At 32.4% G+C, this 13,394-nt stretch carries 13 protein-coding genes; 6 read left to right on the top strand and 7 right to left on the bottom strand.

The genetic code is table 11. The annotated features are described in order from the left end of the window. Window positions 1-23 precede the first annotated feature (23 nt). From ABMA70_RS09425 to ABMA70_RS09405, 5 genes are all read right to left on the bottom strand, one after another. Entirely contained in the window at window positions 24-962 is a 939-nt protein-coding gene (locus tag ABMA70_RS09425; RefSeq protein ID WP_392993930.1) for a glycosyl transferase family 90, read from the bottom strand. Between the two features lie 4 nt (window positions 963-966). Continuing rightward, entirely contained in the window at window positions 967-1,689 is a 723-nt protein-coding gene (locus ABMA70_RS09420) for a polyprenol monophosphomannose synthase (protein WP_392994144.1), read from the bottom strand. Between the two features lie 46 nt (window positions 1,690-1,735). Continuing rightward, window positions 1,736-2,005, bottom strand: coding sequence for a helix-turn-helix domain-containing protein (locus ABMA70_RS09415; RefSeq protein WP_392993933.1), 270 nt, complete (start codon window positions 2,003-2,005; stop codon window positions 1,736-1,738). A gap of 276 nt (window positions 2,006-2,281) precedes the next feature. Continuing rightward, window positions 2,282-3,310, bottom strand: a complete 1,029-nt coding sequence (locus ABMA70_RS09410) for a glycosyltransferase family 4 protein (RefSeq protein ID WP_392993936.1) — start codon at window positions 3,308-3,310, stop codon at window positions 2,282-2,284. Then, the gene (locus ABMA70_RS09405) at window positions 3,303-4,499 is read right to left on the bottom strand and encodes an O-antigen ligase family protein (protein WP_392993939.1); all 1,197 of its coding nucleotides are present in this window, start codon (window positions 4,497-4,499) and stop codon (window positions 3,303-3,305) included. Before ABMA70_RS09405 ends, ABMA70_RS09410 begins: the two co-directional genes overlap by 8 nt. Window positions 4,500-4,592: 93 nt before the next feature. On the opposite strand from ABMA70_RS09405, the gene ABMA70_RS09400 reads away from it, so the two are divergent. Further along, a complete protein-coding gene (locus ABMA70_RS09400) occupies window positions 4,593-5,801 on the top strand; it encodes a UTP--glucose-1-phosphate uridylyltransferase (RefSeq protein ID WP_392993942.1) in 1,209 nt (402 codons plus the stop codon). A 71-nt stretch (window positions 5,802-5,872) separates the two neighbouring features. Further along, on the top strand, window positions 5,873-6,934 hold the full coding sequence (locus ABMA70_RS09395) for a glycosyltransferase family 4 protein (RefSeq protein ID WP_392993945.1): 1,062 nt from the start codon (window positions 5,873-5,875) through the stop codon (window positions 6,932-6,934). Here ABMA70_RS09395 and ABMA70_RS09390 read toward each other — a convergent pair. Both ABMA70_RS09390 and ABMA70_RS09385 read right to left on the bottom strand, forming a co-directional pair. Next, on the bottom strand, window positions 6,915-8,018 hold the full coding sequence (locus tag ABMA70_RS09390; protein ID WP_392993948.1) for a glycosyltransferase family 4 protein: 1,104 nt from the start codon (window positions 8,016-8,018) through the stop codon (window positions 6,915-6,917). The two genes, ABMA70_RS09395 and ABMA70_RS09390, sit on opposite strands and share 20 nt — an antisense overlap. After that, window positions 8,008-9,183, bottom strand: coding sequence for a hypothetical protein (locus tag ABMA70_RS09385; RefSeq protein WP_392993951.1), 1,176 nt, complete (start codon window positions 9,181-9,183; stop codon window positions 8,008-8,010). Before ABMA70_RS09385 ends, ABMA70_RS09390 begins: the two co-directional genes overlap by 11 nt. A gap of 93 nt (window positions 9,184-9,276) precedes the next feature. On the opposite strand from ABMA70_RS09385, the gene ABMA70_RS09380 reads away from it, so the two are divergent. From ABMA70_RS09380 to rfbB, 4 genes are read left to right on the top strand one after another with little or no spacing between them, the layout of a single operon-like run. Further along, entirely contained in the window at window positions 9,277-10,536 is a 1,260-nt protein-coding gene (locus ABMA70_RS09380) for a nucleotide sugar dehydrogenase (RefSeq protein WP_392993954.1), read from the top strand. Beyond that, window positions 10,536-11,546 (top strand): NAD-dependent epimerase/dehydratase family protein, encoded by a 1,011-nt coding sequence (locus ABMA70_RS09375; RefSeq protein ID WP_393022186.1) that lies wholly within the window; start codon window positions 10,536-10,538, stop codon window positions 11,544-11,546. Before ABMA70_RS09380 ends, ABMA70_RS09375 begins: the two co-directional genes overlap by 1 nt. Next, window positions 11,543-12,412 (top strand): glucose-1-phosphate thymidylyltransferase RfbA, encoded by an 870-nt coding sequence (gene rfbA, locus ABMA70_RS09370; RefSeq protein WP_392993959.1) that lies wholly within the window; start codon window positions 11,543-11,545, stop codon window positions 12,410-12,412. Before ABMA70_RS09375 ends, rfbA begins: the two co-directional genes overlap by 4 nt. Continuing rightward, window positions 12,405-13,394: a dTDP-glucose 4,6-dehydratase gene (gene rfbB / locus ABMA70_RS09365; RefSeq protein ID WP_392993962.1), complete on the top strand. Its 990-nt coding sequence runs from the start codon at window positions 12,405-12,407 to the stop codon at window positions 13,392-13,394. Before rfbA ends, rfbB begins: the two co-directional genes overlap by 8 nt.

Raw genomic sequence — 13,394 nt, 5'->3', positions numbered from 1 at the left:
AATAATGGAGTATCTTACTGAATTTACTGTAATGAGAAGTATTTTTTTGCAACTAAAAGTGAGATTAGAAATTCTCTATCCTCATCCTTAAACTGCTCTACCCACTCATTTGCATTTTTAGTGATTAGCTTTGCTTCTTCTGGATGTGCTAAATAATATTCGATTTTCTCTGGTAGATCAGAGTAGTCATCTTTCACTTCAACATAGTGCTTGCCGGCCACTAATCTACCTTCCATGAACCAAGTTTCATATTTAGGTTTCGACATAATGCAAAGAGAGTTAGAAGACATGGCCCACTTTAAATTTGTAGCAACATCATTACCTTCCATACATAGTATGAATTTATAATGAAGTTGATCTTCAATACTTAGAAAATCTTTAAGCCAAGCAACATCTTTTTTAGGTGCTGTTTGTCCGATATCGCATAGTGGATGATCGTAGAACTGCTTAATGACAATATCTCGATGTGGCATTGTATTAGTTCCACGCCATACAACTTTATCAAGCTTCTCTTCAAATGAGATTTTGTCTTGTATGAAATTAAAGTGCCTCACTTTATTAAGTTTTAAAACAACAGAGTTCTCATTGTCGACAACAGGCCTACTCTTTACGATAGTTGGAATTGTTGGTGCTTCAATGACATCACCTGCTTCATAACGAAACATATAATTGCCAGAGAAGTTTCTAATGATCTCAAGAATATCAAAGTAGTATGTTGTTCCATCTACTTTTTTAAAATCTTTAATTTTTAATGCGTGAGGAATATGTCTTCTATTTGTATTTTCATTTTCGAGTTCTAACTTAAATGGATCTTTTAACTTATTATAATAGCTGACTCGATCTTCAATATATTGATCTGGCGTTTGCTCATAAGCACTTAAGATTTTACGTGCTTTGCTTTGATACCAGCATTTTGGAATCAGAAATTTAAAAGCATTTTTTATATAATAGAAGTGTTTCATTTAATTATAAAATACCAAAAATCTTTCTAAGTCTTAAATTAATAACGTTAAAGAAAGCTTCAAAAATAATTCCGCCACCCATCTTTGATTGTCCATCACGACGTTCATAGAAAATGATTGGAACTTCTTTTACTGAAAGACCTTTTGCCCAAACCTTATAATTAAGCTCTAGTTGAAAGATATATCCATTAGAAATTATTCCATCTAGATTCAGAGATGATAGAGCTTTTCGTGTAAAACACTTAAATCCACCAGTCGTATCTTGAACAGGAATACCTGTCATGAATCTCGTATAAATTGAAGCACAGTATGATAGTAATAGTCTTCTAAACGGCCAATTGATAATTCTAATTCCATCAATATAGCGTGAACCGATGACAAGATCATTTTCTTGAGCAGCAGCTAAAAGATCTTTTACTGAATCTGGATCATGAGAAAAATCACAGTCCATTTCAAAGACAAAATCGTACTCTCTTTCAAGGGCCCACTTAAACCCTGTGATATATGCAGTTCCTAGACCAAGCTTTCCTTTTCTTTCAATGATGTGAAGATTTGAATTTGTTTCCATTTTCTTCTTCACGATATCGGCCGTTCCATCTGGTGAGCCATCTTCAATAATAAGTAGAGATACCTCTGGGTATTTTTCAAAGATAGTATCGATCATGCGCTCGATATTCATGATTTCATTATAAGTAGGAATGATAATTAACGACTTGTTCCAAGGCAGTTGATTCACTGATTTCTCCATAATTTATGAGGATTCAAGATATCGTTTATTGCACCAATTTTCCAGAGTTTTTAGCCTTAAATACGATCTCCATCTCAAGCCCACACGCCTTGGCATACTTATTTAAAGTCGATAATTTTAAATCAAGACGACTTTCAATTTTTGAAACATCCGGCTGATCAATACCAATAAGATCAGTTTGTTTCAAACCGAGTGATTTTCTTAAGGCCTTTAGGTCAATGTCATAGTAATCGTTTTGTTTGATGGCCGTCTTGGCATACTCAAAAAACTCGAGGTTTAAGTTGTCATAACTCATTAAGTTTCTCCCTGTTTCATCCGTAAAACAGATATTGATTTCTTATAATTATAACATGAATCAAATTTTGTGCGACTATTCCTTACAATGCATATCGAAGCACTCAAGTATTCACTCTAGTGAATATAAATCACGGCCTTCAATCTAATATGTACTTAAGTGCATATATCTAAGCATTATCCACAAAATATTCACTTGTGTGCATAAAACTTAAATATGAAGTTTGTATATGCACTCCAAGGAATAAAAATTATGCATTAAACTGAATATTTTTTCTTACTTATATAATTCGATATACTTTTGTGCGCTTAATTCCCAAGAAAATCTATTCAAGTTCTCTCTACACTTGGCTTCCCAAGTACTAGCGTCAAACGTCTCCATTGTAGACTTGTATAAATTCTGCATCGAATCAGCATCGAATGATTCAAAAGCAATAGCTGCATCACCACCAATTTCTGGAAGAGAAGTCTTATTACTTATAAAAACTGGTTTATTAAAATACTGAGCTTCAAGAACAGGAAGGCCAAATCCCTCAAGAAGGCTTGTCATAAAAAAGGCCTTGCAATTCTCATATAACCAACATTTTTCACCTTCTGAAACCTTTCCGATTAGAAATACACGATCAGAGATACCTAGCTCTTTTGCTCTTTCAACTAACTCACTAGCGTACCCAGTTGAATTATCACCTGCGATAATAAGTTTTAAATCTGGATTAGCTTCGATTAGTGGATAGATAGCGTGAATATTCTTCTTAGGGAGAAGCTTAGAAATCGTGAATAAAAAATCACCTTCAAAATTGAAATCAGGCTTCTTCGGCTCAGAACTTAAATCAAGTGTAAGCCCATTGTAAATTATATGATTTTCAATATTCGATATATCAAAATACTTTTCAAAATCTTTCTTAGTACTTTCAGAAATAAAAGTCAGAACGTCCGTATACTTCAATTTTTTTTCAATATACTTAATGTAAGACTCTACCTTATTTTTTCGGTGAGCTCTTTGATGAATGTAATTTAAATCATGAACAGTTAAGATCGTCTTCTGTTTCTTACTATAAGGAAAATATGAGGAATCCTGATGAGTCGAATGCCACACCTTAGCTTTCGGCAGAAACAACCCAAGTTTTTGTAACGGGTTTGTATAAAAAAGAGTGTCATCCTTTGAAAACAAATCAGCGCTAGAGCGATCAATCAGATAGCTCGCTTTAGTCATAGAAGAAATATTCTTATATAAATGATGCGAGAATTGCCCAAGGCCAGAGTGAAAATCCTTAAGTCTTTCTAAATCGATGATTATGTTATGCATTTTTACTCGCTTTTTCTTTTTCTAAATTATGAGTCACAATACTTAAGTTAAAAACTAATAGTATAAAAGCAAATAAGTTCGTCTGATTAAAAACATCGAACTGAGCACAAATAAAAGCATTTACAACAAGAGCTAGTGTTGACTTTGTAAAAACTGATGTACTTGTTAAAGTTATATATGTCCATGAAAAGAACCAACCAGAGAACGCAAGTAAGCCAAATACTCCAATATCTGCAGCTACATCTAAAAAGGTATGATGTGTTCTTAATACATAGAAAAGATTTTCTATCTTATTTTCTTTTGCAACTCTTCCAATTTCATTAATTGATTGTCCATAGCCAAAGCCAGTTAGTGGTCGCTCTTTAAATACTGCAAGTCCTGCTTCATATAGTGCAATTCGATGCTGTGTAGACTTATTCATTAGAGTCACCATACGAAATGACTTTTCATACTTAGAGCCTTGAAGAGCGAACATAATTCCGATTAAGACAAAGAAAGAGCAAAAGAGAACTAGAGCCAGCTTCTTACTTTTGAAATATATCGTTGAGCTTAAACTTATAAGAAGTGATAGGAGTGCACCTCGCGTTTTTGCTGCCAACACGCCAAATACACCTAGACAAGCAACTAAAATACCACAAAATCTATTACGCTTATCCAAGTTTCCTATTAATAAAAGAGAAGTAAGTAAGCTAGTTAAAAATGAACTTATATATGCAAATTTAGTAATATCGACAGCCGCAGCCAATCTTATACTTAATAATTTGGAGATCACAAAGCCGTGTTGAATTATAGCTTGATATATTCCATATCCAATTGACAACGTGAAGCAGACTAATACAAATGGTAAATAATATTTTCTGGCCTTCTCAAGTAAGCCTTTACCTTCCTTAAAAAAGTACATAAATGGAAGGTAACTTAAGCCTCCTATCAAGAAGTAGCGTGCTTTTTTAATCGACTTTAGTGCTATAATCTTATCATCAATAACAATGAAAGCGATTATTACAGCAATAGCAAATGTCACTAATAAGAAAATATTAGGCAAAGGTAATTTTACTTTATTCTTTCTTGCCCAAAAAATTGAAAAAACAAGGGGGATTAATAATAAGATATCCCCAATTCCCAGTACTGATGGTGAAAAGAAAATTCCTAATGTCGTAAAGATAATACTGCTAAATATAAGATAGTTCATATATTGATGTTAAATCTTGTGCACAAAATTAGTAAAGGTATATTAACTATATTTATTTCATTTCTTAACTAGCTTCTGTTATTATTTGGTCCTATGAATTTAAAAGAATTTATCAAAAATCCAATTGAACTTGAGTATTTCGAAGGTTTGCTTTCTCAATTAAACGCGAAAGCTGAACAGCTTATAATTGCTACCCCAGAAAATGACACAGGAGTCTACCCTACTGCGATAGCTCCAAGAAAACTTCTTCGAGAAGAACTTCCATTTCATTCATATGAAGACATCAAACAACGCTATTCTACAAAGGAAGTCGTTGACTGTACCCTTTGGCTAAGAAAGATGCATGGTGGGCTTGGCTCAAGCCTTGATCGTTCGGACTACTTAAAAAAGTATGGCCGTTCAACACCTGGTTCAAAATCTACTGACCTCTATATTGAGACTGAAGAGTTTGGAGCAATTAGCTTAGCAGAAGCTCAAATTATTCAAGCATCAAAGAAAACAAGTTCATTTAGAAAAGTGGTTCTTCAGGACCTTGTTAATAATGAAGTAAAACCAATCCTGGATGAAATGTGGAAGAAGTATGAACATCTTCTAAATGATAAATTCTCACGTCTAGACTCAGTCATTCAACAAAAGCTTCCAACAATTAAAGATGGCAAGCTTTCAATTGAACGCCTTGCCCCTGCTGGCCACGGTATTTTTGGTTATGAAGTCTTTAAAGGTCCTCGTCCTGAAGGCGAAAATATTGTTGCCTGCATTGGAAATGGAGAAGATCTTAGTTCTACTCCAGATCGTGCCATCGTTAATTGGATGCTCACAGAAAATATTCCAGTTGTTATGGTTACAACGACTAAAACAGAAAGAGATATGAAGGGTGGTCAAATTGCGCTTAAGACAGAGGGCGATAAAACCTATCTTACAATTATTGAAAAGGCCCAAGCTGAACAAGCTGGGCAATTAGATTACTTTGAAAAACTGGGTCTTCGCGAAGAAGATGATGACGCTTTTTTTAATACAAATTTAGTACTCATTAATTTTAATGCGGTTAAAGATTATAAAATAGCACTTCCTGATTTGATTAAGAATCAGAAGGGTGAGTTTGTACAACTAGAGGGTGCGATGGGTTCGGTGCTCTTGAACTCGGATCGATTAGCTAGAAAGTCTAATCGAAAGCTAGTTCATATACTTAATGTGAACAAAGAGAATCGAACTAAGTTTTTCAGCCCTATTAAAAATATCAATGATTATCTATACTTAATTAAGAATTCAAAACTTAATAATACTACATTTCACTACAACTAATATTAAACTCATTTCATCATAGATTAAATATATTTTATGATTTAAACTAGTACAAAAAATCTAGGAATATAATGATTTATTACATTTTAGTTTTCTTTATATCTTTCATTGTCTCATACATGACGATGCCCATATTAATAAAGTTTGCAAATCATGCAACAATATATGCTAATCCTTGTGAAAGATCTTCTCATGACAGGAGTATCCCTAACCTAGGCGGTATCGGAATATTTCTTGGTATCGTGTTTAGTATACTCTTGCTAACACCTAATAATCTTTTTGCTGGCTTACAGTATATTCTCGTAACTCAATTAATAATTTTTTTCCTAGGGTTAAAAGATGATATTTTTGTTCTCTCTGCGAAGAACAAGTTAATTATTCAGATTGCATGTGCCTTAATCTTAATAAGTCTTTCAGGTGCAAGAATTACTAATTTCTATGGAACCCTAGGTGTTTACGAGCTTACTGAGCCACAATCATATATTTTTTCAATCATCACGATAGTAGGTCTTGTTAATGCATTTAATCTTATCGATGGTATTAACTGGCTGGCAGGATTGATTTCAATATCCTCTGCGCTATTCCTATCTACTTGGTTCATAATAAATGGCTTTACAATTTATGCAGGATTATCACTGGCCATCATCGGCTCAGTAATTGCATTTTTAATTTACAACAAAACTCCTGCAAAAATATTTATGGGTGACACAGGTTCACTCTTACTGGGATTAACTTTAACTTTTCTTATCATTAAGTTTATTAACTTAAATCACACGACAAAAGAACTCCAATTTCAATTGCGTTCTGCACCTGCAATGGCAGTTAGTATTTTCTTTATACCAATTTTAGATACCTTAAGAGTATTCTTTATAAGAATAAAAGAAAAAAGAAGCCCTCTTAGTCCTGATAAGAATCACCTTCATCATATCTTACTTGATGCTAACTTTAGCCATATACAAGCAGCTCTTTGTTTATTTGTAATTAACTCAATTTGTATAATAATATCACTAGTACTTAATAGATATACAGGTAAGATAACTGTACCGTTATTATTCGTATTAACTTTTTCTATAATCAATCTTATTGTATTTTCAAGGGTAAAAAAAAAGACAATTAATTTTGCAATAAGCTAATTATTTTTTGATTAATAATATCTGTTGAAAATCGATTAGTCGCTAATAAGCGGCTGTTTTGTGATAGCTCAATCAATTCTGAGTTTTCAATTTTCATTGCCCTTAAAGCTATATCGTATAAAGAACTACTATCTCTTTCGCGAAACAAAAACCCATTTGAATCAACTACCTGCCTGCAGCCCGGTACATCACTTGTTAAAATAACACATCCCATACTTGCCGCTTCAATTAAAACTTTTGAAAGCCCTTCACGATACGAAGGCAAAACCATAAATTTTGTATTATTTAAAACATCTGGAATATCATTACTCTTACCTAAATATTGAATCTCCGATTTATCTAACAAAATTTTTAACTCTTCTTCGCTAAGTCCAGTCTTGTTACTAGAATCTAAATCACCAATAATTAATACTTTCAATTGTGAGTTAATTGTCAGAAGCTTTTTCATAGCATCTATATATTCAACAACCCCCTTATCTTTAAGAATTCTTCCTATAAATACAAAGTCATAAATCCTATCTTCTATATTGATACTCGGTTTAAAAACTTCTGTATTTACGCCACTCCCTTCTATCAGCATAAAGTTTTGATAAGGGACATTAAGGCTTCTAATTAAGTTCAAATCATCTTGATTTTGAAAGATAACCTTCTTCGCAAATGGAAAAAGAAATCTATATAAAATAACAACAAATTTTTGAAGAACACCACCTTTTATAAATACTGTTCCGAGGCCTGTAACATTATTCACAAAAGGAATTCTTAATAAAATACAGACTAGCGCAGAAAAGACATTAGGCTTAATAGTAAAGTTAATAACTACATCTGGCTTCTCTTTAATATATATTTTAATATAGGTGAATATAAGAAATAGATTCTTTAAAATCCCCGTAGATTTTCTGTCTAGGTTTGAATTAATTAATTTTAGATTATTAAATTTTTTAAGTAGTTTTTTTTCGTAGCCGTCAAAACCTGTAACAAGTATAACTTCATCATAAAGACTCATTAAGTTTACAATTAAATCAAATCTAAAGTTTGCTAAGTACCATGTGTCAGAGGCAGCCAATATCACTTTTTCATTTTTCATAATGATCCCCCTTCAATTTGCTGAAAAGCAACTGTATCTCAGTAAATCCAAATAAGAGAATAAAAAAAAGAAATGGATCTCGATATCTATAATAAGATCCAATATTGGGAATACTTATACAAATCACACCAATTATTACGTACAAAGGATACAGATATTGAGAAAAGCGTTTTCTTTTTAAACAAAAAATAAACGAACCGTAAACCCCTAAGCCTACAATAAATGTCTGAATACCAATAATCAGATCTTTAATTGAGCCACTTAACGTTGGTAATGGATAAAAAAAAGACAAGTAAAACAATCTAGGCAAATAAGATACAACATCTAAATATGATGAAAAAAATACATCCCGATCAATATCACTTGTTCCATTTTGATTTGCTAAATAATAGCTCCTAGCTCTTAATGGCTTACTTGTGAAAGTATTAAAGTTACTTTCATTATAGACTAATTCATATTCATAACTTTTATTTGTTACAATATCACCTCGATCATATACACCAACTTCTCTACCATAAGCCGAACCAAGAATAACAACCAATAAAGCAATCAAGGATTTTTTTAATAACAATGAATTTCCTTCTACTAGTGCCAAAAAACTTGTGATACCTAAAAAGAAAAAGAGATAATGAAAATAATAAAACTTAGTAATCAAAACCAATCCAACACCTATAATCAAAAGACTACCCTGGTAAATTGCACTACGTTTTGTAAATCCAAAAAAGAAATTAAATAGAAAAGAAAACCCTAACAGAATAAAGACTTCTTTATTTATAAACATGTACCAATTTATTGTTGATGGCAAACTGATAATCAATAAAAATGCAATTACATATCTCTTTCGTACTGATCTAGAAAGTGGCGTTAACAGTAAAACACTTGAGAACCAAACTAAAAGAATCCCAAATATTCCACTTATATAAACATTGCATAAGTTAAATAAATTATTAAAGTGATGAATAATAAAAATTACAATATTAGTATTAACTACATAGCTATTAGTTGCTCCACATGCTAACTCATGAAACTTTAAAGTATCTTGTGCAAACTCAGGTACGCCACCTATATAAAATCCTGGAAACAAAATCGGCAACAAGAAAAAATTAACACACCACAAAACAACAAGATAAACAAAAATGAAATAAAATAATTTTATATTCTTCAAACAAAAACCTTCTATAAAGCAAGAAAATTAGACACAGTACTTAAATTTATTTAATATCATATACAAATAAATACACTTATTTAAAGGTAAAAAATGAGAAAAATATCTGTAATTGGCCTTGGTTATGTAGGTCTTCCTGTAGCTGTAAATCTAGCAAAAATCTCAAAAGTAATTGGTTTTGATATTAATAAATCCAGAATTGATGAACTCAATAAAAAAAATGACTCTACTAACGAAATCGACTTTAACGACTTTCCAGATATTGAGCTTGTTTTTACAGATAGTATCTCCCTATTGAAAGAAGCTGATTTTCATATTGTTGCAGTTCCCACTCCTATTGATGACTCAAAACAACCCGATCTTAGGCCAATAAAAGGAGCAAGTAATACTGTCGGAAGAGCTCTCAAAAAAGGTGATATTGTAGTTTATGAGTCAACTGTATATCCTGGTGTAACAGAAGAAATCTGTGTTCCAATTCTAGAGGAAACTTCAGGATTAAAACATGGTCAAGATTTCTGGGTTGGTTACTCACCAGAAAGAATTAATCCAGGAGATAAGGAACACACGTTCACTAAAATTACAAAAGTAGTGTCCGGCTGTTGCAAGGAATCTTTAAAAATTATTTCAGAAGTATATAAAAGTGTAGTAACTGCTGGTGTATATGAGGCATCAAGTATCAAAGTTGCTGAAGCAGCAAAAGTAATTGAAAACACACAAAGGGATGTAAATATTGCCCTTATCAATGAATTAGCACTAATCTTTGATCGAATGAATATTAACACACTAGAAGTTTTAGAAGCAGCAGGAACAAAGTGGAACTTTTTAAACTTTAGACCAGGCTTAGTCGGAGGTCACTGTATTGGTGTTGACCCCTACTACCTAACACACAAAGCCGAACAATTAAACTACCATCCAAATGTTATTTTAAGTGGTCGAAAAATTAACGACTATATTCCAAAGTTTATTGCTGAAAAAGCAATAAAGTTAATGATAAAAAATAAAATTGATATTTCTTCAGAAATTGTTACTATTCTTGGTTTAACATTCAAAGAAAACTGCCCAGATCTTAGAAATTCAAAAGTTGTCGATATTATAAATGAACTAAAGTCTTTCGGAATCAAGGTTCAAATTCACGAACCAGAAGCATCTAAAGACGAAGCTCTTCATGAATATGGTCTAGAGATAGTAAGAAACATAGAAGATCTACAAAATTCTAATGTTGTAATAGGTGCTGTTTCACATAAGACATATACTAAAGAATACCTAGATAAACTAATCACAGACGATACTATTATCCTAGATATTAAAAACTTTTTAAATGGAATGCATAAAGGTATTTATTGGAGTCTATAATGAAACTTGATCAAAAATACAATTGGTTTGTTACTGGAGCAGCAGGTTTTGTAGCTTCTCATATCTGTGATTTTCTGATTAAAAACGATCAAAACGTCATAGCAATCGATAATTTCACTACTGGACTACAGTCAAACATTGACTATCTAGAATCTCTTGCAATAGAAAATCCTCAAGCTTCTTTTAAGTTTTACAATGCAGATATTTGCAATACCGAAAAAATGAAAGAGCTCTCAAATAGTTGCGACAAAATAATTCATCAAGCAGCACTAGGCTCTGTCCCGAGAAGTATAAACCATCCAGTTGACTCTCACCATAACAATGTAAACGGTTTTATCTCAATACTTGAAGCTGCAAGAGCAAACAATATCAAACGAGTTGTTTATGCATCAAGTAGTTCTGTATATGGAAATAGCCCTAAACTTCCAAAGACTGAAGAAGATACTGGGAAAGTATTATCTCCATATGCTGCAACTAAAGCAATCAATGAAGTCTATGCAGATGCGTATACAAATGCATACGGAATGGAGTTAATTGGATTGAGATATTTTAATATTTTTGGACCGAGGCAAAACCCCAATGGAGCCTATGCTGCTGTAATTCCTAAATGGATAGGCCAATTTTTAGAAGGAAACATACCTAATATAAATGGTGACGGAACAACTTCTCGTGACTTCTGCTATGTAGACAATGCTGTTTATGCAAATATTTTAGCTTCAACTACTAATAACAATAGTGCCTTCGGTGAAGTTTTCAACGTTGCCTGTGAACAACAAACAAGCTTAAACGATCTTTACAAAATAATTAATAATTCACTACATGAATTAGATCCACAAATATCTATCCAAGATCCTGTGTATTTAGGTTTTAGAAAAGGTGACATTAAACATTCACTTGCAAATATTAGCAAAGCCAAAACTCTCTTAAGCTACACTCCTAAAGTACTTGTGAAAGAAGGACTTAATCAAACAGTTAAACACTTTTTTAATGAATACAGGAACAAGCAATGAAAGGTATTATCCTAGCAGGTGGTTCTGGGACCAGACTTTACCCAGCAACATACTCAGTATCAAAACAATTATTACCAATTTACAATAAACCAATGATCTATTATCCATTAAGCATTTTGATGCTTGCGAACATTAGGGATATATTAATAATATCAACCCAAAGAGATTTGCCTTTATTCAAAGATTTACTGGGTGATGGTTCACAATATGGAATTAATTTGGAATATGCAGTACAGGACAAACCAAATGGTCTAGCTGAAGCCTTTCTAATCGGAGAAAACTTTATCGGTTCTTCATCTGTTTGCCTAATTTTAGGTGATAACATTTTCTACGGACAAGGTATAAGAGAGAAGTTAGAAAACAACGCAAAACTAATTGAAGGCGCTACTATATTTGGATATTATGTTAATGATCCTGAACGCTATGGTGTTGCAGAAATAGATGATTCCAAGAATGTTTTATCCATAGAAGAAAAACCCCAAAAACCGAAGTCAAAATATGCGGTAACGGGATTATATTTCTATGATAATTCTGTGATTGAAAAAGCAAAAAACGTAATCCCTTCTGAACGTGGCGAATTAGAGATTACAAGCATTAACAATGCCTATTTAAACGAAAACAAGATCAAAATGGAAATTCTAGGACGTGGAATAGCCTGGCTTGATACTGGGACACATGAATCATTTTTAGAGGCTGGTAACTTTGTCTACGCACTAGAAAAAAGACAAGGCTTACAAATTGCATGCCTCGAAGAGATAGCCTATATAAAAAAATGGATCACCAAAGAAGATATTAACAAAACAATTTCAATACTTAAAAATAATTCATATTCTGAATACCTAAAAAGAGTAGTTAAAAATGAATAGAACAATACTTATCACAGGTGGTGCTGGATTCATCGGTTCAAACTATATTGAATATCACCTAAAAAACAACAAAAAAGACAAAATCGTTAATTATGATTTACTAACATATGCAGGTAGCCTAAATAATACAGAGTCTTTTCAAAATAATCCGAGGTACAACTTTGAAAAAGGAGATATCTGCAACTCAGAAAATCTTTTAAAAGTTTTTAAAAAGTATAAAATATCTGACATTATTCACTTTGCAGCTGAATCACATGTAGATAACTCAATCAATGGACCTGATGCATTCATTAAGACAAATATCTTGGGCACACACACTCTTCTACAAATAGCATTAGAACAATGGCAGAACAACAATACATTAAAGACCTCTAGATTTCATCACATTTCAACTGATGAAGTTTATGGATCCCTCGGGGAAAAAGGGTACTTCACAGAGAAAAGTCAATATCAACCAAACAGCCCCTACTCTGCCTCGAAAGCTTCTTCAGATATGCTAGTCAGAAGCTACCACAAAACTTATAACCTTAATACTGTTATCACAAACTGTTCTAATAATTATGGCCCAAATCAACATAGTGAAAAACTAATTCCAAAAATTATAAATAACATATTAAATAATAAAATTATTCCTATATATGGTGATGGTAATAATATTAGAGACTGGCTTTTTGTTGAAGATCATTGTTCTGCCATTTTCACTACTTTTAATAAGGGAGAAGTTGGTGAAGTATACAATATAGGGGGTGATCATGAAATTACCAACCTTGAACTAACTAACATTATTTGTGAAAAAATGTCCCTAACACTTAAAAAAGAGAAAGATTATTTCAAACCACTAATTACACATGTAAAGGATAGGCTAGGACACGATTACCGATATGCAATCGACACAACCAAGATATCAAAAGAACTAGGCTGGTCTTCTAAGTATACATTTGAAGAAGGTATATCCAAAACTATTTTAAGTTACATAAGGTAA

Source organism: Halobacteriovorax sp. XZX-3 (genome assembly GCF_043196495.1).
In the GTDB taxonomy this organism is placed as follows: Bacteria; Bdellovibrionota; Bacteriovoracia; order Bacteriovoracales; family Bacteriovoracaceae; genus Halobacteriovorax_A.
The sequence above is the reverse complement of the archived record's forward strand: the minus strand, read 5'-3'. Positions and strand labels throughout refer to the sequence as shown.

Excerpts from the sequence above, each read along its gene's own strand:
- ABMA70_RS09375 (WP_393022186.1), top strand. The coding sequence starts at position 10,536 with ATGAAACTTGATCAAAAATACAATTGGTTTGTTACTGGAGCAGCAGGT.
- ABMA70_RS09400 (WP_392993942.1), top strand. The coding sequence starts at position 4,593 with ATGAATTTAAAAGAATTTATCAAAAATCCAATTGAACTTGAGTATTTC.
- ABMA70_RS09395 (WP_392993945.1), top strand. The coding sequence starts at position 5,873 with ATGATTTATTACATTTTAGTTTTCTTTATATCTTTCATTGTCTCATAC.
- ABMA70_RS09405 (WP_392993939.1), bottom strand. The coding sequence starts at position 4,499 with ATGAACTATCTTATATTTAGCAGTATTATCTTTACGACATTAGGAATT.
- rfbB (WP_392993962.1), top strand. The coding sequence starts at position 12,405 with ATGAATAGAACAATACTTATCACAGGTGGTGCTGGATTCATCGGTTCA.
- ABMA70_RS09410 (WP_392993936.1), bottom strand. The coding sequence starts at position 3,310 with ATGCATAACATAATCATCGATTTAGAAAGACTTAAGGATTTTCACTCT.
- ABMA70_RS09425 (WP_392993930.1), bottom strand. The coding sequence starts at position 962 with ATGAAACACTTCTATTATATAAAAAATGCTTTTAAATTTCTGATTCCA.
- ABMA70_RS09380 (WP_392993954.1), top strand. The coding sequence starts at position 9,277 with ATGAGAAAAATATCTGTAATTGGCCTTGGTTATGTAGGTCTTCCTGTA.
- ABMA70_RS09390 (WP_392993948.1), bottom strand. The coding sequence starts at position 8,018 with ATGAAAAATGAAAAAGTGATATTGGCTGCCTCTGACACATGGTACTTA.
- rfbA (WP_392993959.1), top strand. The coding sequence starts at position 11,543 with ATGAAAGGTATTATCCTAGCAGGTGGTTCTGGGACCAGACTTTACCCA.
- ABMA70_RS09415 (WP_392993933.1), bottom strand. The coding sequence starts at position 2,005 with ATGAGTTATGACAACTTAAACCTCGAGTTTTTTGAGTATGCCAAGACG.